The organism is Pseudonocardia hydrocarbonoxydans, from assembly GCF_006539565.1.
GTDB classification, from domain to species: Bacteria; Actinomycetota; Actinomycetes; order Mycobacteriales; family Pseudonocardiaceae; genus Pseudonocardia; species Pseudonocardia hydrocarbonoxydans.
This window is the reverse complement of record NZ_BJNG01000042.1, coordinates 15,842-38,655: the sequence shown is the minus strand read 5'-3', so window position 1 is coordinate 38,655 and position 22,814 is coordinate 15,842. Positions and strand designations below refer to the sequence as shown.

At 73.7% G+C, this 22,814-nt stretch carries 21 protein-coding genes; 8 read left to right on the top strand and 13 right to left on the bottom strand.

Going from position 1 to position 22,814, the window contains the following annotated elements; genetic code table 11:
* The first annotated feature begins 40 nt into the window (after window positions 1-40).
* Window positions 41-613, top strand: a complete 573-nt coding sequence (locus PHY01_RS22710) for a phytanoyl-CoA dioxygenase family protein (protein ID WP_170183941.1) — start codon at window positions 41-43, stop codon at window positions 611-613.
* On the top strand, window positions 610-1,035 hold the full coding sequence (locus PHY01_RS22705) for a DUF5946 family protein (protein ID WP_141281691.1): 426 nt from the start codon (window positions 610-612) through the stop codon (window positions 1,033-1,035). Before PHY01_RS22710 ends, PHY01_RS22705 begins: the two co-directional genes overlap by 4 nt.
* Window positions 1,036-1,239: 204 nt before the next feature.
* Here the strand turns inward: PHY01_RS22705 and PHY01_RS22700 are convergent, their stop codons facing one another.
* Genes PHY01_RS22700 through PHY01_RS27800 form a run of 3 tightly spaced genes read right to left on the bottom strand, consistent with a single transcriptional unit; the run spans window position 1,240 to window position 4,033 of the window.
* Complete coding sequence (locus PHY01_RS22700) at window positions 1,240-2,253, bottom strand: alanine racemase (RefSeq protein ID WP_141281689.1); 1,014 nt, start codon at window positions 2,251-2,253, stop codon at window positions 1,240-1,242.
* The gene (locus tag PHY01_RS22695; RefSeq protein WP_141281687.1) at window positions 2,250-3,530 is read right to left on the bottom strand and encodes a D-arabinono-1,4-lactone oxidase; all 1,281 of its coding nucleotides are present in this window, start codon (window positions 3,528-3,530) and stop codon (window positions 2,250-2,252) included. Before PHY01_RS22695 ends, PHY01_RS22700 begins: the two co-directional genes overlap by 4 nt.
* A gap of 2 nt (window positions 3,531-3,532) precedes the next feature.
* The gene (locus tag PHY01_RS27800; protein ID WP_141281685.1) at window positions 3,533-4,033 is read right to left on the bottom strand and encodes a PaaI family thioesterase; all 501 of its coding nucleotides are present in this window, start codon (window positions 4,031-4,033) and stop codon (window positions 3,533-3,535) included.
* Between the two features lie 38 nt (window positions 4,034-4,071).
* Between PHY01_RS27800 and PHY01_RS22685 the strand changes: the two genes are divergently transcribed.
* The 5 genes from PHY01_RS22685 (at window position 4,072) to PHY01_RS22665 (ending at window position 11,552) form a co-directional block, all read left to right on the top strand.
* Window positions 4,072-4,839, top strand: a complete 768-nt coding sequence (locus tag PHY01_RS22685; protein ID WP_141281683.1) for an enoyl-CoA hydratase — start codon at window positions 4,072-4,074, stop codon at window positions 4,837-4,839.
* 126 nt (window positions 4,840-4,965) lie between these two features.
* Complete coding sequence (locus PHY01_RS22680; protein ID WP_141281681.1) at window positions 4,966-6,849, top strand: 2-oxoacid:acceptor oxidoreductase subunit alpha; 1,884 nt, start codon at window positions 4,966-4,968, stop codon at window positions 6,847-6,849.
* Window positions 6,846-7,931 carry a 2-oxoacid:ferredoxin oxidoreductase subunit beta gene (locus PHY01_RS22675; protein WP_141281679.1) on the top strand — a complete coding sequence of 362 codons (1,086 nt, stop codon included), beginning with the start codon at window positions 6,846-6,848 and terminating at the stop codon, window positions 7,929-7,931. Before PHY01_RS22680 ends, PHY01_RS22675 begins: the two co-directional genes overlap by 4 nt.
* A gap of 42 nt (window positions 7,932-7,973) precedes the next feature.
* Window positions 7,974-10,667, top strand: coding sequence for an ATP-binding protein (locus PHY01_RS22670; protein ID WP_246086087.1), 2,694 nt, complete (start codon window positions 7,974-7,976; stop codon window positions 10,665-10,667).
* A gap of 135 nt (window positions 10,668-10,802) precedes the next feature.
* A complete protein-coding gene (locus PHY01_RS22665; protein ID WP_141281677.1) occupies window positions 10,803-11,552 on the top strand; it encodes an SDR family NAD(P)-dependent oxidoreductase in 750 nt (249 codons plus the stop codon).
* Between the two features lie 33 nt (window positions 11,553-11,585).
* Here the strand turns inward: PHY01_RS22665 and PHY01_RS22660 are convergent, their stop codons facing one another.
* On the bottom strand, window positions 11,586-11,963 hold the full coding sequence (locus tag PHY01_RS22660) for a hypothetical protein (RefSeq protein WP_141281676.1): 378 nt from the start codon (window positions 11,961-11,963) through the stop codon (window positions 11,586-11,588).
* 8 nt (window positions 11,964-11,971) lie between these two features.
* The gene (locus PHY01_RS22655; RefSeq protein WP_170183940.1) at window positions 11,972-12,637 is read right to left on the bottom strand and encodes an OmpA family protein; all 666 of its coding nucleotides are present in this window, start codon (window positions 12,635-12,637) and stop codon (window positions 11,972-11,974) included.
* A gap of 108 nt (window positions 12,638-12,745) precedes the next feature.
* On the opposite strand from PHY01_RS22655, the gene rarD reads away from it, so the two are divergent.
* Complete coding sequence (rarD, locus tag PHY01_RS22650) at window positions 12,746-13,663, top strand: EamA family transporter RarD (RefSeq protein WP_246086086.1); 918 nt, start codon at window positions 12,746-12,748, stop codon at window positions 13,661-13,663.
* Here the strand turns inward: rarD and PHY01_RS22645 are convergent.
* The 8 genes from PHY01_RS22645 to nuoH form a co-directional block, all read right to left on the bottom strand.
* The gene (locus PHY01_RS22645; protein ID WP_141281670.1) at window positions 13,639-14,640 is read right to left on the bottom strand and encodes a polyprenyl synthetase family protein; all 1,002 of its coding nucleotides are present in this window, start codon (window positions 14,638-14,640) and stop codon (window positions 13,639-13,641) included. The two genes, rarD and PHY01_RS22645, sit on opposite strands and share 25 nt — an antisense overlap.
* 4 nt (window positions 14,641-14,644) lie before the next feature.
* Window positions 14,645-16,183: an NADH-quinone oxidoreductase subunit NuoN gene (gene nuoN, locus PHY01_RS22640; RefSeq protein ID WP_246086090.1), complete on the bottom strand. Its 1,539-nt coding sequence runs from the start codon at window positions 16,181-16,183 to the stop codon at window positions 14,645-14,647.
* 65 nt (window positions 16,184-16,248) lie between these two features.
* The gene (locus PHY01_RS22635; RefSeq protein WP_141281666.1) at window positions 16,249-17,844 is read right to left on the bottom strand and encodes an NADH-quinone oxidoreductase subunit M; all 1,596 of its coding nucleotides are present in this window, start codon (window positions 17,842-17,844) and stop codon (window positions 16,249-16,251) included.
* Window positions 17,844-19,790, bottom strand: coding sequence for an NADH-quinone oxidoreductase subunit L (nuoL, locus tag PHY01_RS22630; protein ID WP_141281664.1), 1,947 nt, complete (start codon window positions 19,788-19,790; stop codon window positions 17,844-17,846). The genes PHY01_RS22635 and nuoL overlap by 1 nt, the downstream gene beginning before the upstream one ends.
* Window positions 19,791-19,858: 68 nt before the next feature.
* Window positions 19,859-20,158, bottom strand: coding sequence for an NADH-quinone oxidoreductase subunit NuoK (nuoK, locus tag PHY01_RS22625; RefSeq protein WP_141281662.1), 300 nt, complete (start codon window positions 20,156-20,158; stop codon window positions 19,859-19,861).
* Complete coding sequence (locus PHY01_RS22620) at window positions 20,155-20,982, bottom strand: NADH-quinone oxidoreductase subunit J (protein ID WP_141281660.1); 828 nt, start codon at window positions 20,980-20,982, stop codon at window positions 20,155-20,157. Before PHY01_RS22620 ends, nuoK begins: the two co-directional genes overlap by 4 nt.
* Window positions 20,979-21,518, bottom strand: a complete 540-nt coding sequence (nuoI, locus tag PHY01_RS22615) for an NADH-quinone oxidoreductase subunit NuoI (RefSeq protein WP_141281658.1) — start codon at window positions 21,516-21,518, stop codon at window positions 20,979-20,981. The genes PHY01_RS22620 and nuoI overlap by 4 nt, the downstream gene beginning before the upstream one ends.
* Window positions 21,519-22,793 carry an NADH-quinone oxidoreductase subunit NuoH gene (nuoH, locus tag PHY01_RS22610; RefSeq protein WP_141281736.1) on the bottom strand — a complete coding sequence of 425 codons (1,275 nt, stop codon included), beginning with the start codon at window positions 22,791-22,793 and terminating at the stop codon, window positions 21,519-21,521.
* Window positions 22,794-22,814: the final 21 nt, after the last annotated feature.

The window sequence follows — 22,814 nt, the reverse complement described above, 5'->3', positions numbered from 1 at the left end:
CGCTTGACCTCCACCCGCTGCCACGTCGCACCCTCTGCGCGTGACCACGCTCGACGCCGACGGCTACCTGCTGCTCCCCGACCTCCTCGACGCCGCCGCGCTCGACGGTGTCCGCGCGGCGACGGCGCAGGCGCTGGACCGCGACGGCCCGCGCGGCCCCGGCGGCACCCTGCACGTCGACGACCTGCGCGGCCCCGCGGTCGAGGCGGTGTGGACCGCACCCCGGCTGGTCGCGGCGGTCGAGCGGATCCTCGGGCCGGACCCCGTCCGCGGCGCGCTGCACGTCCGCGCGCCGCACCCCGGGTTCGGCGCGCAGGCACTGCACGCCGACTTCGCCGGGCCGCCGCCCCCGCTACCGCAGGTCGCCGTCGCGATCGTGGCGCTCGTCGACGTCACCGAGGACGGCGGCGCGACCCGCGTCGTCCCGGGCACCCACCGGTGGAACCGCACCGCGCCCGGCGCCACCGTCGACCGCACCTGGCCCGGCGAGCGCCGCATCGCCCTGCGCGCGGGATCGGCCGTCGTGCTCGACGGCCACCTGTGGCACTCCGGCACCCGCAACCACTCGACGGTCCGCCGCGACGCCCTGCAGGTCACCTGGCGGCGGCGGTGACCCAGGAGGAGTCGACCCAGGAGGAGGCGACCCAGCAGGAGGCGTTCGAGATCCTGCTGGCACGGGAGTTCGCGGACCCGGAGTACTTCGCGGTGCACCAGCTCACCGTCGCGGCCTACCGGCTGGAGCACCCCGGCGACAGCAGCGACCACACCCTCGCGCTGCTGCTCGACGCGTTGTGCGCCGCGGTCGACCGCGGGCTCGACGGGCCCGCGCTGCGCCGCCACGTCGCCTGGGCGTCGTCCCGGCTGCGTGACCAGCCGCCCGGCCCGGTGCCCCGCCCGGCCGGCCGGGCCGTCCTGCGCGTCACCGACGTCGCCCGCGCCCGTGACGCCGCCGAGCACTGCGCGCTCGTCCGGCGCTGGGCCGCCGAGGTCCGGGAGGTGTGGCGGCCCGTCGCCGACGCCGTGGTGCCGGACTGAGCGCCCTCGACGCCCCGCATCCCGGACCGGTCCCCACGCCGGACCGGGGCGCCCGTGGAACCGGGTCTCGCGCGCGGAACCGGGTCTCGCACGGCCCCGGGGGCGCGCGAGACCCGGAAACCCGCGCGAGACCCGGAAACCCGCGCGAACCCGCCGCCCCATCCGTCGACGGGGCGGCCGGGCGGCAGGGGGCACCGCGACCGGTCACCAGCCGCGCAGGTCCACCGGCCAGGAGTCGAGCACCTCGGCGTCCGGGCCGTCGCCCCGCACCAGGTGCATCCGCTCGTGCAACGCCACCGTCGGGTCGACGTGCGCGGGCAGCACGCGGATCCGGTCGCCCACCGCGAGCGGTGCGTCGGGGGCGAAGGTGAGGTGCTCGTCGGAGCAGAACCACACCTGCGCCCCGGGCACCGTCGGGTTGCCGTGGTCCATCCCCAGCGCCTTAAGCCCGACGTCCGCGACGGCCCACCCGGGCATCTCCCCGGACGGCGCGGTCACCGAGATCACCGTGGCCAGCACCGTCAGCGCCTGCCGGAAGGGGAGCCCGGCCGCGGTGTAGGCGGTGTCCATCAGCGCGTAGGACCCGGCCTGGACCTCGGTGACCCAGGTGTTGAGCGCGTACGTGCCGGTGCCGCCGCCGGAGACGATCTCCCCGCCCACCTCGGCGTGCGCGGCGAGCAGCCGCTCCATGCACTCCTGCGTGAGCCGCGCGCGCTCGGCCACGTCGCCGAGCATCATCAGGTGGCCCTCGTAGCCCATGACCCCGCGCACCGTCAGCCCGGCGGCGCGGGCGCGGTCGGCCAGCGCACCGGCGCGCGAGGGGGCGATCCCGCAGCGCGGCAGCCCCACGTTGACGTCGATCAGCACCTCCCGCACCCCGCCGTCGACGGCCGCGCGCAGGGTCTCGGGGGAGTCGACCGCCAGCGTGACCCGCGCGTCCAGCACCCCGAGTCGCCGGGCGTCGAGGACCTCGTTGGCCAGCAGCAGGTCCTCGCCGAGCCCCGCCGCGGCCATCCCCTCGACCTCGCGGACCGTGGCGCAGGTGAAGCCGGCGTGCCCGGCCGCGGCCTGCCGGGCGGCGAGCGCGGTGGTCTTGTGCGCCTTGACGTGCGGGCGCAGCCGGTCGCCGGGCAGCGCCGCGGCCATGTCGGCGAGGTTGGCCTCCAGCGCGTCGACGTCGACGAGCAGGGCGGGCGTGGTCAGCTCACGGAGGTTCATCCGAGCACCCGGTCCAGGTAGGGGTTGGTGAAACGGCGGTCGGGATCGAGGCGGTCGCGCAGCGCGGTGAAGGCGTCGAACCCGGGGTAGCGCGGCCGCAGGTCGTCCGCCCCGAGGGTGTGCAGCTTGCCCCAGTGCGGGCGCCCGTCCAGCGCCGTCATGACGTCCTCGACGGCCCCGAAGTAGGCCTCGTGCGGCTGCCCGCGGTGCACGTGGACGGCGACGTAGGCGCTGTCGCGCCCGCACGCCGTCGACAGCGGGACGTCGTCGGCCGCGGCCACCCGCACCTCCACCGGGAACGGGACGGCCCGCGCGTGCCGGGCCGCCGCGGCCCGCACCCCGTCGAACGCCTCGCGCAGCGCGGCACGCGGTACGGCGTACTCCGTCTCCAGGAACCGGACGCGGCGCGGGCTGGTGAACACCCGGTGGGAGCGGTCGACGTACTCCCCCGCCGCCATCCGGGCCGCGACGAACCGGTTGAGCCGCGGCACCAGAGCAGGCGCCGCGCGGGCGAGCCGGCAGGCGGCGCCGAACCCGGCGTTGCCGAGCAGCTCCTCGCCGGCCCACCGGGCGGCGCGGCCGCGCACCGGTCCGTCGACGGGGAGGGGGTCGTTGCGCTTGGTCGCGGCGACGTCGGAATGCGGGAACCAGTAGAACTCGACGTGCTCGGCGCTGGTCAGGAACCCGTCGAGGTCGGCGAGCAGCGCCTCCAGCGGCAGCGTCGCCTCCACCGCGCGCAGCCGGAACGCCGGCACCGTCGCCAGCGTGACGCCGACCAGCACGCCGAGCGCGCCGAGCCCGACCCGGGCGGCGTCGAACACCTCCGGGTGCGCCGACGGGGAGCAGTGCAGCAGCGACCCGTCCGCGGTGACCAGGTCGAGCGCGCGGACCTGCGCGGCGATGCCGCGGTGCGTCGCGCCGGTGCCGTGGGTGCCGGTGGAGATCGCGCCCGCGACGGTCTGGGCGTCGATGTCGCCGAGGTTGGGCAGCGCGCGGCCGTGCTCCCACAGCAGCGCGTTCAGCGCGCTCAGCGGCAGCCCCGCGGGCACCGTGACCAGGTCGCCGTCGACGCGCGCCGCCGCCGGGTCGGCGGGCACCCGCAGCGCGACGCCGTGCGGCGCGCCGATCGCGGTGAACGAGTGTCCGGAGCCCAGCGCGGTGACCCGCAGCCCGTCGCGGCCCGCCGCGCGTACCGCGTCGACCACCTCGCCCGCGTCGCGCGCCACGACGGTGCGCGACGGCTCGGCGCGCTGGTTGCCCGCCCAGTTGCGCCACACGGCTACTCGAGGGTGCCGTGCTCGGCGAAGTGGGTCGCCGGGACGACCAGGAACAGCGCGGTCGCCTCGGCCGCCAGCGGGCCGTCGGGTGCCCCGAGCCGGGCCTCCCCCGTGCACCACACCTTGCGCCCCTCGCGGCCCACGATCCGCGCCACCAGGTAGAGCGTGACGCCGACGGGGACCGGGCGGCGGAACTGCGTCTGCAGGCTCGCCGTCACCGCGGGCTCCCGGTGGTGCACGGCCAGCGCGCCGAGCGCCTCGTCGAACGCGGCCGCGACGACGCCGCCGTGCGCGATGCCCGGCGCCCCCTGGTGGTGGCGCTGCACGACGAACGTGGTGGTGACGGCCAGGTCGTCGCCGACGGTGGAGCGCAGCCGCATCCCGCCCTCGAGGTCGCCGCAGCCGAAGCAGCCCTCGTAGTGGGCGGGCAGCACGGTGCCGGGCGGCGGGGTGTCGGGGTGCGAGGCGGGCCGGACGGCACTCCCGGGGACGGAGAGGGTCATGTACCGGACGGTAGCCGGGGCTGGGGCAGGATGCGGCCATGGCCGACTTCCCCACATCCGACATCCGGGTGCTCCGCGAGACCACCGACGGCGTCGCCGTCCTGACGCTGTCGTACCCCGCGCGCCGCAACGCGATGAACCTCGCGCTGTCCGAGCTGCTGGAGGCCGCGGTCGCCGAGGCCGTCGCCGACCCCGAGGTGGGCGCGATCGTCGTCACCGGGGAGGACCCCGGCTTCTGCGCCGGTGGCGACCTCGCCGAGCTCGCCACGGCCGACGCGCCGACCCTGCAGCGGGTCTACGCCGGGTTCCTCGCGGTGGCGCAGTGCCCGCTGCCGACGATCGCCGCCGTCAACGGGGCCGCGGTCGGTGCCGGGATGAACCTCGCACTGGCCGCCGACGTGCGCCTGGCCGGACCGGCCGCGCGGTTCGACGCCCGGTTCCTGCCGCTGGGCATCCACCCGGGCGGTGGCTACACCTGGATGGCGCACCGCGTCCTCGGTGCGCAGGGGGCGGCGGCGCTCACGCTGTTCGGCGAGGTCGTCGACGCGCAGGAGGCGCAGCGGATCGGGCTCGTCCACCGCACCGTCGACGACGTGGTGGCCGCCGCGGTGGAGATGGGCGCGCGGGCCGCGGCCAACCCCCGCGACCTCACGATCGCCACGAAGGCCACGATGCGGCTCACCGCCGGGCTCGACACGCAGGGGGCCGCGGTGGAGATCGAGGTGCGGGCGCAGGCCGAGTCGGTGCACTCCCCGGAGTTCCGGACCCGGCTCGCCGCGCTCCAGGCGAAGATCAGCCGTTCCTGAGCCGGGGACGCCCACCTTTCGGCGAGGTGTGACATCAGGCAGGGTGCGAGGACACTGGGGCGAAACGGGAGTTAACCTCGCTCGAGGATTACCTGCAGCCGTCCGGAACGAGGACACGACCCACCCATGACTGCCACCCCCGACAGCGCCGTCGACCGCCCCGAGGTCGTCGAGAAGGACCGGGTGGTCATCCGCTTCGCGGGTGACTCCGGTGACGGCATGCAGCTCACCGGTGACCGGTTCACCTCGGAGACCGCCGCGTTCGGCAACGACCTCTCCACGTTGCCGAACTTCCCCGCCGAGATCCGGGCACCCGCCGGGACCCTGCCGGGCGTGTCGTCGTTCCAGCTGCACTTCGCCAACTACGACATCCTGACCCCCGGCGACCGCCCCGACGTGCTGGTCGCGATGAACCCGGCCGCGCTCAAGGCCAACATCGCCGACCTCCCCGCGGGCGGCGTGCTGATCGTCAACACCGACGAGTTCACCAAGCGCAACCTGACCAAGGTCGGCTACGCGACGAACCCGCTCGAGGACGACTCGCTGGAGCAGTACGCGGTGCACGAGGTCGCGATGGCCACCCTGACGATGGGGGCGCTGTCGGAGACCGGGCTGAGCAAGAAGGACGCCGAGCGGGCGAAGAACATGTTCGCGCTCGGGCTGCTGTCCTGGATGTACCACCGGCCGCACGAGGGCACCGAGCGGTTCCTGCGGGAGAAGTTCGCGCGGCGCCCCGACCTGGCCGAGGCCAACATCCTCGCGTTCCGGGCCGGGCACGCCTACGGCGAGACCACCGAGGCGTTCGCCGTCACCTACGAGGTCAAGCCCGCCCCGCTGCCCACCGGCACCTACCGCCAGATCACCGGCAACACCGCGCTGTCCTACGGCCTGGTCGCGGCCGGGCAGGCCACCGGGCTGCCGGTGTTCCTGGGCTCCTACCCGATCACCCCGGCGTCGGACATCCTGCACGAGCTGAGCAAGCACAAGGGTTTCGGCGTCACCACGTTCCAGGCCGAGGACGAGATCTCCGGGGTCGGCGCGGCGCTGGGCGCGAGCTTCGGCGGGGCCCTCGGCGTCACCACGACGTCGGGTCCCGGCCTGTCGCTGAAGTCGGAGACGGTCGGCCTCGCGGTGGCGCTGGAGCTGCCGATGATCGTCGTCGACGTGCAGCGCGGCGGCCCGTCCACCGGCCTGCCGACCAAGACCGAGCAGGCCGACCTGCTGCACGCGATGTTCGGGCGCAACGGCGAGTCGCCGGTCCCGATCGTCGCCCCGCAGAGCCCGGGCGACTGCTTCGACGCCACGCTGGAGGCCGCCCGCATCGCGGTCACCTACCGCACCCCGGTGCTGCTGCTGTCCGACGGCTCGCTGGCCAACGGCTCCGAGCCGTGGCGGGTGCCCGACGTCGCCGACCTGGCCCCCATCGACCCCGGCTTCGCCACCGAGCCCAACGCCCCCGACGGGTCCGGCGAGTTCTGGCCCTACCTGCGCGACGACGACACGCTCGCCCGCCCGTGGGCGGTCCCCGGCACGAAGGGCCTGGAGCACCGGATCGGCGGCCTGGAGAAGGCCGACGGCCGCGGCTCGATCTCCTACGACCCGGCCAACCACGACCGCATGGTCCGGCTGCGCGCGGCCAAGGTCGACGGCATCGCGGTGCCCGACATCGAGGTCGACGACCCGACCGGCGACGCGGAGCTCCTCGTCGTCGGCTGGGGCTCCACCTACGGGCCGATCGGGGCCGGCTGCCGGCGCGTCCGCGCGCTCGGCCACTCCGTCGCCCAGGCCCACATCCGGCACCTCAACCCGTTCCCGGCCAACCTGGGTGACGTGCTGGGGCGCTACCGCACCGTGCTGGTCCCCGAGATGAACCTCGGGCAGCTGGCCATGCTGCTGCGCGCGCGCTACCTCGTCGACGCGAAGAGCTACACCAACGTCACCGGCCTGCCGTTCAAGGCCGAGGAACTGCAGGACCTGTTCCTGAGCTACTTGTCTGGAGTGCACGCATGACCGCGCTGGATCTGGGTCTGCCCTCGATCGGGGGCCTCGACGGGGTCCCCACCACGACCGACAAGCAGACCGCCAAGGACTTCACCTCCGACCAGGAGGTGCGCTGGTGCCCCGGCTGCGGCGACTACGCCGTGCTCGCCGCCGTCCGCCAGTTCCTCCCGACGCTGGGCATCAAGCGCGAGAACACGGTGTTCGTGTCCGGGATCGGCTGCTCCAGCCGGTTTCCGTACTACCTCAACACCTACGGCATGCACTCGATCCACGGACGTGCGCCGACCATCGCCACGGGTCTCGCGGTGTCGCGACCGGACCTCTCGGTCTGGGTCGTCACCGGCGACGGCGACGCGCTCTCCATCGGCGGCAACCACCTGATCCACGCGTTGCGCCGCAACGTCAACCTCAAGATCCTGCTGTTCAACAACCGGATCTACGGGCTGACCAAGGGCCAGTACTCGCCCACCTCCGAGGTCGGGAAGGTCACCAAGTCCACGCCGATGGGCTCGGTCGACCACCCGTTCAACCCGGTGTCGCTGGCGCTGGGCGCCGAGGCCACCTTCGTCGGGCGGGCGATCGACTCCGACCGCAAGGGCCTCACCGCCGTCCTGGGCGCGGCCGCCGCGCACCGTGGCACCGCGCTCGTCGAGATCTTCCAGGACTGCCCGATCTTCAACGACGGGTCCTTCGACGTCCTGCGCAAGGGCGACGACGTCGAGGAGCGGCTGATCCACCTCACCGACGGCGAGCCAATCCGGTTCGGGCCGACGGGCGACGACGGGCTCGGCACGTTCGCCGTGGTCCGGGAGGGCTTCGGGCTCGGGGTCGCGAAGGCGGCCGAGGTCGACGCGTCGGAGATCGTGGTGCACGACGCCCGCGACCAGAACCTCGCGTTCGCGCTGTCGCGGCTGTCCGACCAGGACCTGACCCACACCGTCACCGGGATCTTCCGCGACGTCGACAAGCTCACCTACGACGACGCGGCCCGCGCCCAGGTCACCGAGGCGAAGGAGAAGGCCGCCGCCGCGGGTGGCCCGGACCTGCAGGCCCTGCTGCACGGCCGCGACACCTGGACCGTGATCGGCTGAGCCCCGCATGACCGTCGACGCGCGTCCGGACCGCCCGCGCCCGTGATCGTCGGACGCGACGCCGAACGGGCCACGATCGACGGCCTGCTCGCCGAGGCGATGCGCGGCACCAGCCGCGCGCTCCTGGTCACGGGCGAGGCCGGCATCGGGAAGTCGGCGCTGCTCGACCACGCCGCGGCCGCGGCCGGTGACGCACTGGTGCTGCGCGCGCTGGGGATCGAGTCCGAGGCAGAGCTCGCCTTCGGCGGCCTCCACCAGCTGCTCGTCGGCCACCTCGACCGGCTCGACGCGCTGCCCGGGCCGCAGGCCGCCGCGCTGCGGGCGGCGTTCGGCCTGGCCGACGGCGCCGCCCCGGACCGGTTCCTGATCGGGGCGGGGACCCTCACGCTGCTCGCCGAGCTGGCCGACGAGCGGCCGCTGCTGTGCCTGGTCGACGACGTGCAGTGGCTCGACCACGGGTCGGTGGACGCGCTGCTGTTCGCGGCCCGCCGCTTCCAGGCCGATCCGATCGCCGTGCTGATGGCGGCACGCGACACCGCGGTCCCGTTCGCCGCGCCGGGGATCGACACGCTCGCGCTGTCCGGGCTCCCGGTGGCGGAGTCGGCCGCGCTGCTCGACGCGCGGGTGCCCGGGTTGAGCGGGCCCGTCCGCGAGCGGGTGCTGCACGAGGCGCGCGGCAACCCGCTGGCCGTGCTGGAGCTCGGCGGCGCCCAGGCGCCGGGCCGGCACGAGCCGGTCGAGCAGGTGGGGCCGCTGCCGGTGGCGGGACGCGTGCAGCGGGCGTTCCGCGCCCAGCTCGCCGAGCTGTCCCCGGCGACCCGGACGGTGCTGCTCGCGGCGGCCGCCGACGGCCGGGCCGGCCTCGACACCGTGCTGCGGGTGGCGGCGCGCCGCGGCGCCACCCCGGCCGATCTCGCCCCGGCCGAGCGGGCCGGGCTCGTCACGGTGACCGGGGGTGCGGTCGCCTTCCGGCACCCGCTGGTGCGGGCGGCGGTCTACCAGGGCGCGGCGCACCACGAGCAGGTGGCGGTGCACCGGGCCTTCGCCGACGACCTCGCGGGCACCGCCGACGCCGACCGCCGTGCCTGGCACGAGTCCGCGGCGGCGATCGAGCCCGACGAGCGGGTGGCCGAGGGGCTGGAACGGGCCGCGGAACGGGCCCGGCACCGGGGCGGGGTGATGGCCGTCTGCGCGGCCTACGACCGCGCGGCCCGGTTGAGCACCGACGACGACCGCCGGGCCCGGCGGCTGACGCTGGCGGCGCAGGCCGCGTGGGACGGCGGCCGGGCCGACCGGGCCGCGCGCCTGGCCGCCGAGGCCGAGTCGTACGGGCGCGACCCGCGGGTGGTGGCCGCCGCGATGTTCGTCCGCGCCCAGGTGGAGTACGACCGCACCGCTCCCCGCGCGGACGCCGACCTGGCGCTGCCCGCCGCGGAGCTGGTGCTCACCGCCGATCCGGAGCGCGCCGCGGAGATGCTCACCGAGGTGCTGCTGGTCGGCCGGCACGTGGCCGCACACGACCTGGTGCGACGTGCCGCCGACCGGCTCCGGTCGCTGGCGGTGCCGCCGGACTCGGACCTCGGCGTCTCCATCGGGGCGCAGGTCGCGTGGAGCGCGCTGTTCGACGGGCGCGCGGACGCCGCCGTGGGCCCGGTCGGCGCGCTCGCCGCCGGTGTCGGTTCCCTCGGGTTCCCGCACCGGATCGTCGCCGCCGTCGGTGCGCTCCTGGTGGGCGACGACGCGGGCGCGACCCGGGTGCTGGAGGAGACCCTCGACCACGCGCGGGCCACCGGCGCGGCCGGCTGGAGCCCGTACGTGCTGGAGTTCCTCGCCATCGCCCGGCTCCTGGCCGGGGCGGTCCACGACGCGGACGCGCACGTCACCGAGGCGATCGCGCTGGCCACGGAGGCCGGCTGGCACACCGAGCTCGCCGCGCTGCGCGCGCTGGCGGTCTGGGTCGCGGCCGCGGCGGGCGACGAGGACCGGGCCACCTCGCTCGCCCGCGCCGTGCTCCCCGACGCCGACGCCCGTGGGCTGCTCAACGCCGACCTCGCCCGCTGGGGGCTGGCCCGCCTCGACCTGGCCGGCGGCCGGTTCGACCGGGCGCTGCGCGCGCTGGACGCGGTGTGCACGGCCCCCGGCCGGCGCGACGTCCTCGTCCGGGCCGTGCCCGACCACGTCGAGGCCGCCGTGCGGGCCGGCGACCAGGAGGCGGCCCGCCGGCACCTGCCCGAGGTCGAGCGGTGGGCGGAGCAGGTCGGGGGCCCGGTCGCCCCCGGCCTGGCCCTGCGCTGCCGGGCCCTGCTCGGGGACGACGACGGGGTGTACCGCGCCGCCCTGGACGCCGGGGCCGGCCCGTTCGACCAGGCCCGCACCCGGCTCGTGCACGGCGAGTGGCTGCGCCGCAGGCGGCGGCGCAGCGACGCCCACACCGAGCTCAGCGCGGCCGCGGCGGCGTTCGACCGGCTCGGGGCCCGCCGGTGGGAGCAGCGGGCCCGGTCGGAGCTGGCCACCATCGGGGAGCGGCCCGTCGCCCACCCGGCGGCGGAGGACCCCCGCCACCGGCTCACGCCGCAGGAGCTGCAGGTGGTGCGGCTGGCCGCCACCGGGCGCAGCAACAAGGAGATCGCGGCGCAGCTGTTCCTGAGCCCGCGCACCGTCGGCCACCATCTGCACCGCGCCTTCCCCAAGCTGGGGATCGCCCGGCGCGCGGAGCTGTCGCGGCTGGCGCTGTAGCGCCACGACGGATACGGCCGTCCTCCCGCACGACGGCACACCGGTCGTCCGACCGACGCCGGAGGGGGGCCGTCGTCCCTAGCGTTCCGGTCACCGGCACCCGCCGGACCACACCCCGGAACGAGGGAGCAGGACATGCTGCTGGAGAACAGGACCGCCGTCGTCTACGGAGCGGGCGGGGCGATCGGCGGCGCGCTGGCGCGCGGCTTCGCCGCCGAGGGCGCCCGGTGCGTGCTGGTGGGGCGCACCCCCGGCCCGCTCGACACCACGGCCGCGGCCGTCCGCGCGAGCGGCGGCCGCGCGGAGACCGCCGTGCTCGACGCCCTCGACGAGGCGGCGGTGAACGACCACGCCGACAGCGTCGCCGCCGCGACCGGCTCGCTCGACATCTCCGTCAACGTCATCACGCAGGAGGCGGTCTTCGGGCCGCTCGCCGACCTCCCGGTGGCCGACGTCGCCCGCTCCGTGGCGGGGACCGTCACCTCCCAGCTGATCACCACCCGGGCCGCGGCCCGGCACATGGGCAAGCAGGGCTCGGGGGTGATCCTGTTCTTCGGCGGCTCCGACGGGATCTACAAGCAGCCGGGCATGGGCAGCGTGCAGATCGGCATGGACGTCGTCGAGGGCATCCGCCGGCAGTGGGCCTGCGAGCTCGGCCCCCTCGGCGTCCGGGTGCTGACGCTGCTCACCGGCGGCATCCCGGAGACGTTCCCGGACGCCCCGGAGATGGAGCCCGCGAAGCAGGCCATCGCCGACGCGACGCTGCTCGGCCGGGCCGCCACGCTCGAGGACGTCGGCCGCGTCGCGGCGTTCGTCGCCTCCGACCGGGCCCGCTCCATGACCGCGACCCAGGTCAACATCTCCTGCGGCGCGCACGGCGACTGAGGCCGACCACCGCCGGCCGCGACACGCTCGCCGTCAGGCCCGGGGCTCGTCCTCGTCGGCGGGCCCGGGCTGGGTCGGGATCGCCGGCGCCAGCCCGGAGGGCGTGACGCCGAGCCGGTCGAGGGCGTCGCTCGCGCGGGCACCCGTGCTCGACCACCGGGACGGCGCGACGGCCGGCCCGTCCAGCGCCGCGAGCGCCGGGTCGGCGGGCGGGGCGCCCGGGTCCACGGCCGGGGGTGCCGGGGGCCGGACGACGCGGCGCGGCAGCGCCGGCGGGGCGACGGGCGCCGGGGCCGCGACGGGGACCGGCTGGTGGCGCTGCGGCCGGACGAACAGCAGCCAGGTCACCCCCGCCCCGAGCAGGAACGCCACCGCACACAGCACCCAGACCTGCGCGACGAACCCCGTCACGGTGCCTCCTACCGGATCTCGAACTCGACGCGGCGGCTCGCCGCCCTGGTGTCGCGCGGTTCGGCCGCGCCGCGGCCGACGGTCGTGATCCGCGCACGGTCGACGCCGCCCGCGACGAGGGCGTCGGCGACGGCCTCGGCGCGCTGCTCGGACAGCAGCTGGGCGGTCTCCGGCGGCCCGGGGGTGTCGGCGACGTGCCCCACCAGCAGGACCGACGCGTCCGGGGCCGCGGCCAGCGCCTCGGCGATGGCCCGCACCGTGCCGGCGGCGTCGGGGCCCAGCTCGGCGCTGTCGGGGGCGAAGAGCACCGGGCTGGCCGCGGTGAGAGCGGCGACCTGGTCGGCGGCCGGGAGCGTGCCCGCGGTGGGCGCCGGGGCCGTCGGGGCGGACCCGTCGTCGGCCCGGCCGGCGGGCGCCCCCGCGACGGTGACGGCGCTGTCCGGCGCCACCGCGGTCGCGACGGAGGTGTCGCCGGGGCCGGACGCCACAGAGCCGGACATCGCAGGGTCGGACATCGCAGGGTCGGGCGTCGCAGGGGCGGGCGTCGCGGGGGCGGCGACGGCCGAGGCCCCGGCGGGGGCGCCGGGCCAGACCGTGCTGACGCCCGCGAGCACCGTCGGCACCGCGACGAGCGCCGCGCACCACAGCAGCACCGGCGTGCGCCGCGCGGCCATCGGGCCTCCAACCGGGTCGTGGACAGGAGAAGGATGCCACGACGTGATGTCGGGCACGTCACGGATCCGGCGGCGGATCCCGTGGCGCCGCGGTGTTCTCATGGGCACGTGGCGGGGACGGGGCTGGACGGGCGGGGCGTGGCCGCCGCGGTGGGGGCGTACACGATCTGGGGGCTGTTCCCTGCGTTCTGGCCGCTGCTCGCGCCGGCCGTGCCGGTCGAGGTGCTGGCCCACCGGATCGCCTGGGCCGCGGTGCTGATGGCCGTGGTGTTCACGCTGGTCCGCGGCTGGGGCGAGCTGGGCACGCTGGCGCCCCGCGGGTGGGGCATGGTCGCCGCGGCCGGGCTGCTCATCTCCCTCAACTGGGGTTGCTACATCTACGCGGTGTTCACCGGGCAGGTCGTCGAGGCGGCGCTCGGGTACTTCGTCAGCCCGTTGGTGAGCGTGCTGCTCGGCGTGCTGGTGCTGCGCGAGCGGCTGCGGCCCGTGCAGTGGGTGGCCGTCGGCATCGCGGCGGTCGCGGTCGTCGTCATCGCGGTAGAGGGCGGCCGCCCGCCCTGGCTGGCCCTGACCCTGGCCGTGTCCTTCGGCCTGTACGGGCTGATCAAGAGCACCGTCCCGCTGACGGCGACCGCGAGCCTCACCGCGGAGGGCCTGGTCCTGGGACCGGTCGCGCTGGGCGTGATCGCGTGGTTCGAGCTGACCGGCGCCGGGACGATGACCGGCTTCGGCGGCGGGCACCTGCTGCTCCTGCTGCTGGCCGGCCCGGTCACCGCCGTGCCCCTGCTGCTCTACGGCGTGGGCGCGCGGCGGGTGCCGCTGAGCACGATCGGGATCCTCATGTACCTGAACCCGACGCTGCAGTTCCTGTGGGGCGTGGTCGTGCTGCGGGAGGAGATGGAGCCGACCCGCTGGATCGGCTTCGCCCTGGTCTGGACGGCGTTGGCGCTGTTCACCGCCGACCTGGTCCGCGGCGGCCGGCCGCGCGAACGGGCCGGCGCTCAGGCGGTGCGGTCGACCATGTAGGCCGTGAGGGTCGCCAGAGCGTCGGCGGCCGGGCAGGCGGGGAGCTGGGCGAGCTCCTGCTGGGCCTCCTTGGCCTGCAGGGCGAGCACCTCGCGCGCCCGGCCGATCCCGTCGCCGCGGCGCAGCAGCACCAGCGCCTCGTCGACCAGCGCGTCGTCGGCGATCGGGTCGGCCAGCAGCTCCCGCAGGCGGTCGGCGTCGGGTCCGGAGCCCTGCATGGCGAACAGCATGGGCAGGGTGTGCACGCCCTCGCGCAGGTCGGTGCCCGGCGTCTTGCCCGAGTCCTCCGACGCCGAGGCGATGTCGATGATGTCGTCGGAGATCTGGAACGCGCTGCCGACGACGGCGCCGAACCGGCTCAGCGCCTCCACCTGCTCGGGGGTGCAGCCGGAGAACATCCCGCCGTAACGGCCCGAGGTCGCGATCAGCGACCCGGTCTTCTGCGCGATGACGGTGAGGTAGTGCTCCACCGGGTCCTCGTCGGGCGCGGGTCCGCGGGTCTCCCGCATCTGTCCGGTGACGAGCTCGGCGAAGGTCTCGGCGATGATCCGCACGGCGTCGGGTCCGAGATCGGCGACCAGCCGCGAGGCGTGGGCGAACAGGAAGTCGCCGGTGAGGATGGCGACCGTGTTGTCCCAGCGGTGGTTCGCGCTCTCCGCGCCGCGGCGCATCGTGGCGGAGTCCATGACGTCGTCGTGGTAGAGCGTCGCGAGGTGGATCAGCTCGACGACCGCCGCCGCGGTGACGACGTCGGCCGAGTCCGGTCGGGGCCCCATCTGGGCCCCGAGGAGGGTGAACAGCGGGCGGAACCGCTTGCCGCCCGCCTCGATGAGGTGCAACGACGTCTCGGTGACGAACCGGTAGTCGCCCTGCACCTCGCGGCGCAGCAGCTCCTCCACGCGTTCCAGCCCCGCCGCCGTGGCGCCCGCGAGTTCCGCGTCTCCCAGCTCGACGCCCGCTACCTCGTAGTTGCTCACCTGCTCAGCTTACGAACACCCCGCCGGCCGCCCACTCCAAGGCCGGTGTCGGCAGGATGCCGAGCAGCAGGGTGAACAGCACACCGAGGGTGATGGCGGCGGTGGTGAACGCGCCCGGGATCGTGACGGCCGGGCCGTCCGGGGCGGGCTCGTTGAAGAACATCAACACGATCACGCGCAGGTAGAAGAACGCCGCGATCGCACTGGCGATCAGCGCGATCACCACCAGCGGCGCCATGCCGTCGGCCAGCGCGGCCGAGAACACGGCGAACTTGGCGGTGAACCCGCTGGTCAGCGGGATGCCGGCGAGCCCGAGCAGCAGGAACGCCATCGTGTACGCCGCGACCGGCGACCGCTTGGCGAGCCCGGCCCACTGCGACAGGTGGGAGGCCTCCCCGTCGGCGTCGCGGACCAGGCTGATCACCGCGAAGATCGCGATGGTGTTGAAGCCGTACGCGAGCAGGTAGAACAGCGTGCCCGAGATGCCCTCGGGGGTGATCGCCATCGCACCGAGCAGCAGGAAACCGGCGTGCGCGACCGAGGAGTAGGCGACCATCCGCTTGATGTCGGTCTGGGTGAGACCGATCACGGCGCCGATCACCATCGAGGCGATCGCGACGGCCCACAGCACCCCGCGCCACTCCCAGCGGGTGTCGCCGAACGCCTCGTGCAGCACCCGCAGGATGCCGCCGAACGCGGCGACCTTCGTGCAGGCCGCCATGAAGGCGGTGACCGGGGTCGGGGCCCCCTGGTAGACGTCGGGCGTCCAGGTGTGGAACGGGCCGACCGACGCCTTGAACATCAGCCCGACGACCAGCAGCGCGAGGCCGGCGAACAGCAGCGCGTCCGACCGGGCGGAGCCGACGGAGGCCTCGGCGATGTCGGAGAACCGCACCGAGCCCGCGTAGCCGTAGATCAGCGCGAGGCCGTACAGGAAGAACGCCGAGGCGAACGCCCCGAGCAGGAAGTACTTGACCGCCGCCTCCTGCGACAGCAGCCGGCGACGCCGCGCGAGCCCGCACATCAGGTACAGCGGCAGCGACAGCACCTCGAGCGCGATGAACATCGTGAGCAGGTCGTTGGCCGAGACGAACGCCATCATCCCGCCGAGGGCGAAGAAGGCGAACGGGAAGACCTCGGTCTGCATCGTCGGCGCCTGGTCGGGGCTGCCGTAGTCGCGGTCGTCGGCAGCCGTCCCGCTCGTGCCGGGACCGCCACCCGCCGCGGCCCGCGCGACGGCCGAGGAGATGAACGCCCCGCCCGGCTCGACGGACCGGTCGGCGATCAGCAGCACGCTGGCCAGCCCGAGGGCCAGCAGCGCACCCCACATGAACAGGGTCGGGCGGTCGACGGCGACCGCGCCGGCGAGGGTCAGCACGCCCTCCGCGCCCGCCCCGCCCGCGTAGAGGCCGAGGGTGAGCCCGGCCACCGCGATACCCGCGACCGACAGCGCCACCTGGGCGGGCCAGCGCTGGTGCCGCGGCAGGAACGCCTCGATCAGCACGCCGACGCACGCCGTGCCGAGCACGACGAGCAGCGGCATGATCGCGGCGTAGTCGATCGCGGGCGGCTCGATGGCCTGGGCCAGCGTCGTCGGGACCTCGTACGTCACGGGGCGAACCCTCCCACCGGGTCGGCGAGACCCACCTCGTTCATGGTGGCCACCACCGACGGGGTGATGACGTCGAGCACCGGCCCCGGGAAGAACCCGAGCACCAGGATCAGCACGATCAGCGGGGTCACCACGGCGATCTCGCGCCTGCTCAGGTCGGGGAAGCCCGACGAGCCGCCACGTGCGGCCTCGACGGACGGGTCGAGCATCGTGCCCGGGCCGCTGGTGGACACCGCCGCGAGCACCGCGGCGCCGCGCACCGGGCCCTGCATGACCTGCTGGTAGACCCACAGCACGTAGAGGGCGGCGAAGATGATGCCGACCGTGGCCAGGATCGTGAACACCGGCTGGCGCGGGTAGGACCCGACGAGCACCAGGAACTCGCTGACGAACGAGTTGGTGCCCGGCAGCGCCAGCGACGACAGGCCGGCGATCAGGAACGACCCGGCCAGCAGCGGGGCGAGCTTGTGCACGCCGCCGTAGTCGCCGATCAGCCGCGAGCCGCCGCGCGCGATCAGCAGGCCGACCACGATGAACAGCATCCCCGTGGAGATGCCGTGGTTGACCATGTAGAGCGTGGCGCCGGCGAAGGCCTGGCTGGAGAAGGAGAAGATCCCCAGTGCGATGAAGCCGAAGTGCGCGATCGAGGTGTAGGCGACGAAGCGCTTCATGTCGGTCTGGCCGACGGCGAGCAGCGCGCCGTAGAGCACGCCGATCACCGCGAGCGTCAGCACCAGCGGGGCGAGCCGCTGGCTGGCGAGCGGGAACAGCGGCAGGCAGTAGCGCAGGAAGCCGAACGTGCCGACCTTGTCGAGCACGCCGACCAGGAGCACGCCCGCCCCGACCGGGGCCTCGGCACCGGCGTCGGGCAGCCAGGTGTGGAACGGCACCAGCGGCGCCTTGATCGCGAAGGCGAGGAAGAAGCCGAGGAACAGCCAGATCTGCGTGGTCTCGTCGACGCCCGCGGCCATCCGCTGCAGCTCGACCCAGGTGAACGTGCCCGCGCCCAGCTCGGTGCCGGACACGACGAACAGGCCGATCACCGACGCCAGCATGATCAGTCCGCCGAGCAGCGAGTACAGGAAGAACTTGACCGCGGCGTACTGGCGGCGCGGCCCGCCGAAGCGCCCGATCATGAAGTACATCGGGACGAGCATGGCCTCGAAGAACACGTAGAACAGGAAGACGTCGGTGGCGGCGAACACCCCGACGAGCAGGCTCTGCGTGGCCAGCAGCAGCGCGAAGAACCCGGCGACGGAGCGGCCCTCGGGAAGCTTCTCCTCCCACGAGAACAGCATGACGATCGGCACCAGCACCGCGATCAGCCCGAGCATCACCAGCGCGATGCCGTCGATGCCCAGCGCGAACGACGTGCCGAACGCGGGGATCCAGGGCACCGACAGCTCGAGGGCGAACCGGCTCTCGGACCGGGCGCCGAGGTAGGCGAACCAGACCACGACCGTGAGCGCCAGTGAGGCGAGCGAGAACCCGAGCGCGACGACGCGGGCCGTCGCGGCGCCCAGCGGGGCGACCACCGCCGCCCCCACCATGGGGAGCAGCAGCAGGGCGAGCAGCAGCAATCCGGAGTTCATCAGGCGAACCTCACCGCGAGCAGGGCCGCGATGACGAGCACCGTGCCGCCGAGCATGGACAGCGCGTACGACCGGACGAAGCCGGTCTGCAGCCTTCTCAGACGCCCCGAGGAGCCGCCGAGCAGGGCGGCGGTGCCGTTGACGACCCCGTCGACGCCCCGGTTGTCGACGAACACCAGCGCGCGGGTGAGCCAGGTGCCCGGCCGCGCGATGAGGGCCTCGTTGATCGCGTTGGCGTAGAGGTCGCGCCGCGCCGCGCGCACCGGCAGCGACACGCGCTCCGGCCGCTCGACGGGGGTCCGCCGCCGGCCGACGGTCAGGTAGGCGACCAGCGCCCCGACCACCGAGATCCCGACGACCAGGAACGGGACGAGAGCGTGGGACACCACGTTCGCCTCCAGCACGACCAGCTCACCGACCGAGGGCGCCAGCCACTCCTCGAGGACCTTGCCGTTGTAGAGCAGGAAGCCCGCGAAGACCGAGCCGAACGCCAGCACGATCATCGGCACGGTCATCGACGGCGGCGACTCGTGCGGGTGGTAGTCCTGTCCGTCCGCGGACTTCAGGTCCTTCCAGCGCTTCTCGCCGAAGAACGTCATGAGCATCAGGCGGGTCATGTAGAACGCGGTCAGCCCGGCGGCCAGCAGCGCGGCACCGCCGAAGACCCAGCCCTGCCAGCCCGGCTGGTCGAACGCGGCCTTGATGATCTCGTCCTTGGAGAAGTACCCGGACAGGAACGGGAAGCCGATCAGGGCGAGATAGCCCAGCCCGAAGGTGACGAACGTGATCGGCATGTACCGGGCGAGCCCGCCGTAGCGGCGCATGTCGACGTCGTCGTGCATCGCGTGCATCACCGAGCCCGCCCCGAGGAACAGGCCGGCCTTGAAGAAGCCGTGGGTGAGCAGGTGGAAGATGCCCAGCGCGTACCCGGCCGGGCCGAGGCCGACGGCGAGGATCATGTAGCCGATCTGGCTCACCGTGGAGTAGGCGAGCACCTTCTTGATGTCGTCGTAGGCGCAGCCGATGATCGCGCCGATCATCAGCGTGATCACCCCGATCAGCGCGACGACCAACCGCCCGGTCTCCGACAGGTTGTAGATCGGGGAGGCGCGGGCGATGAGGTAGACGCCCGCGGTGACCATCGTGGCCGCGTGGATCAGCGCGGAGACCGGCGTCGGGCCCTCCATCGCGTCGGGCAGCCAGGACTGCAGCGGGAACTGGCCGGACTTGCCGCACGCCCCGAGCAGGAGCAGCAGGGTGATCGCCAGGACGGCGCCCGGGTCGACCTGACCGATGTTCGCGAAGACCTCGGAGTACTGGAGCGTCCCCAGCTGGGTCCACAGGATGAAGATGGCGACGGCCAGCCCGACGTCACCGACACGGTTCATCAGGAACGCCTTCTTGGCGGCCGTGGCCGCGGACGGGCGGTCCTGGTAGAAGCCGATCAGCAGGTAGGACGCCAGGCCGACACCCTCCCAGCCCAGGTAGAGCATGACGAAGTTGTTGCCCAGCACCAGCAGCAGCATCGCCGCGACGAACAGGTTGAGCTGCGCGAAGAAGCGGCGGCGGCCGGGGTCGTGGCTCATGTATCCGACCGAGTAGATGTGGATCAGCGACCCGACACCGGTGATCAGCAGCACGAACGTCAGCGACAGCGGATCGAGCCGCAGGCCGAAGTCGATGTTCAGCCCGGCGACGGAGATCCAGTCGAACAGCGACAGCTCGCGGGTGCGCTCCGCGGCGGGCAGCCCGACCGTCTCCAGGAAGATCGCCAGGCCGACGCCGAAGGACGCGAGCACGGTGAGCACGCCGAGCCAGTGGCCCCACGCGTTCGCCCGGCGCCCGGCGACGAACAGGACCAGCGCGCCCGCCGCGGGCAGCAGGAAGAGCAACCAGGCCAGCGACGCGACGCCGGTGGCGGCCCCGACCTCGGGCAACTCCGTCATCGGGTCACCTCACGCGGGGGGACAGGGCTGGGCACGGGGAGCACTCCAGTGGTGGGCATGTCGGGGACTCAGTACTTGAGGAGGTTGGCGTCGTCGATCGAGGCACTCCGCCGGGAACGGAAGATCGACATGATGATGGCGAGACCGACCACGACCTCGCAGGCGGCCACGACCATCACGAACAGGGCGATGACCTGGCCGTCCAGGTCGCCGTTGATCCGCGAGAAGGTGACCAGGGTCAGGTTCACCGCGTTGAGCATCAGCTCGATGCACATGAACACGACGATGGCGTTGCGCCGGACCAGCACGCCCACCGCGCCGACGGAGAACAGCAGCGCCGACAGCAGCAGGTAGTAGGTGGGGGTCACGACCGGTCCTCCCCGTCGTGGGCGGACGTGTCGGAGGAGCGCCCGGTGAGGGCACGGGCATCGGGGAGCACGTCCTCGACCGGGGCCACCGGGGTGGCGTCGATGATCTCGGAGAGCGACTCGGGGGCGATCGACCCGTCCGGCAGGAGCGCCGGGACAGCCACCGAGTTGGCCGTGGCGAAGACGCCGGGGCCGGGCAGCGGGGAGATCCGGGCGTGCTCGCCGCGCAGGCGGGCGATCACCGTGGCCCGCTGGCCGCGCTTGTCGTGCGCGGTGGACTGGGCGAGCGCGAAGACCAGCGCGCCGAGCGCGGCGGTCATCAGCAGCGCGGCCGTGAGCTCGAACGCGTAGACGTAGGGGCCGAAGATCAGCTGTCCGAGGCCGACGACGTTGTTGCCGCTGCCGGCCCCGTCGGCGGCGAGACCGACCGGCTCGACCGACACCAGCGCCCGGGACAGCCCGGACACCAGAAGCACCGCGAGCCCGAGCCCGAGGAGCAGGCCCGCGACCCGCTGCCCGCGCAGCACCTCGACCACCGAGTCCGAGCTGTCGCGCCCGACAAGCATGAGCACGAACAGGAACAGCATCATCACCGCGCCGGTGTAGACGATGATCTGCACGAAGCCCAGGAACGGCGCCGACTGGACGATGTAGAAGATCGCCAGGCAGAACATCGTGGACACCAGCAGCAGCGCCGAGTGCACCGCGCTGCGCACGAAGATCATGCCGATCGCGCAGGCCAGCGCGATCGGCCCGAGGATCCAGAAGACGACGGCCTCCCCGGTGCTCACGGCACCGGCGGCCTCCTGCGCGAGGACGTTCACCGGCCCGCCTCGGCGGCGACCGCGGTGACGTCGACCTTCTCCAGCGAGGGGCCCTGGACGTAGTAGTCCAGCTCGGAGTCGCCGAGCCGCATCGGGTGCGGGGGCTGCTCCATGCCCGGCAGCAGCGGCGCCATGAGCTGCTCCTTGGTGTAGATCAGGTTCTGCCGGTCGTCGTCGGCCATCTCGTAGAAGTTCGTCATCGTCAGCGACCGGGTGGGGCAGGCCTCGATGCACAGGCCGCAGCCGATGCAGCGCAGGTAGTTGATCTGGTAGACCGCCCCGTAGCGCTCACCCGGGGAGTAGCGCTCCTCGTCGGTGTTGTCGCCGCCCTCGACGTAGATCGCGTCGGCCGGGCACGCCCAGGCGCACAGCTCGCACCCGACGCACTTCTCCAGGCCGTCCGGGTGCCGGTTGAGCTGGTGGCGGCCGTGGTACCGGGGAGCGGCGGGCGGGAAGTTCTCCGGGTACTCCTCGGTGACGACCTTCTTGAACATCGTCGAGAAGGTGACGCCGAAGCCCTTGAAGAACTCGAACATCTACTCGCCCTCCTTCGGGTCGGGTCCGGCGAGCGCCGGTTCGCGGCTCTCGGCAGCGCGGGGACGCAGCTTGTGCCGCGACGGCGTGGGTACCGCGAGGTCCAGCGGCGGCACCGGGTAGTCCGAGGCCAGCTCGACGGTCTCCTGCGGCCGCGAACGCTCGGGCACCAGGAACGCGATCATCAGCACGACGGCCAGGATGATGCCGATGGTCACCAGCAGCGTGGACAGGTCGTTGCCGCTGTTGCGGAACACCCGGATCGCGAAGATCACGACGATCCACATCAGGCTGATCGGGACCAGGACCTTCCAGCCCAGCTTCATGAACTGGTCGTAGCGCAGGCGGGGCAGCGTGCCGCGCAGCCAGATGAACAGGAACAGGAACAGCGACATCTTGATCAGGAAGGCGACCATCTGCAGCCACCCGTTGCCGTTCAGGAACGACAGCGGCCACGGCCACATCCCGCCGCCCAGGAACAGCGTGGTGGCCATCGCCGAGACCGTGACCATGTTGACGTACTCGGCCAGGAAGAACAGCGCGAACTTCAGGGACGAGTACTCGGTGTGGAAGCCGCCGACGAGCTCGGACTCGGCCTCCGGGAGGTCGAACGGGGCGCGGTTGGTCTCGCCGACCATCGAGATGACGAACACCACGAAGCTCGGGATCAGCAGCCAGCCGAACCAGCCCGAGGCCTGGGCGGCCACGATGTCGGCCGTGGACAGCGACCCGGCGTAGAGGATGACCGCGACGATCGACAGGCCCAGCGCGATCTCGTAGGAGATCACCTGGGCGGCCGAGCGGAGCGCGGCGAGCAGCGGGTAGGGAGAGCCCGAGGCCCAGCCGCCGAGGACGATCCCGTAGACCCCGATCGAGGCGCAGGCCAGCACCACCAGCACGCCGACCGGCAGGTCGACCAGCTGCAGCACGGTGGGCTCGCCGAAGATGACGACCTCGCCGCCGAAGGGGATGACGCTGAACGCGACGAACGCGGGGATGGTGGAGATGACCGGCGCGATGAAGTAGATCTTCTTGTCGGCCATCACCGGCATGATGTCCTCCTTGAACGCGAGCTTGAGCCCGTCGGCCAAGGACTGCAGCCATCCGCCCGGTCCGGTGCGGTTGGGGCCGGGACGCTGCTGCATCCGGCCCACCACCTTGCGCTCGGCGTTGATCATGACCAGGGTCAGGACCACGCCGATCGCGAACAGCGCCACGACCTTGAGCAGGATCAGCCACAGCGGGTCGTCGGCCAGCAGCTGCTGGGTGCGGGTCAGGCCCTCCACCGGCTCCGGCTC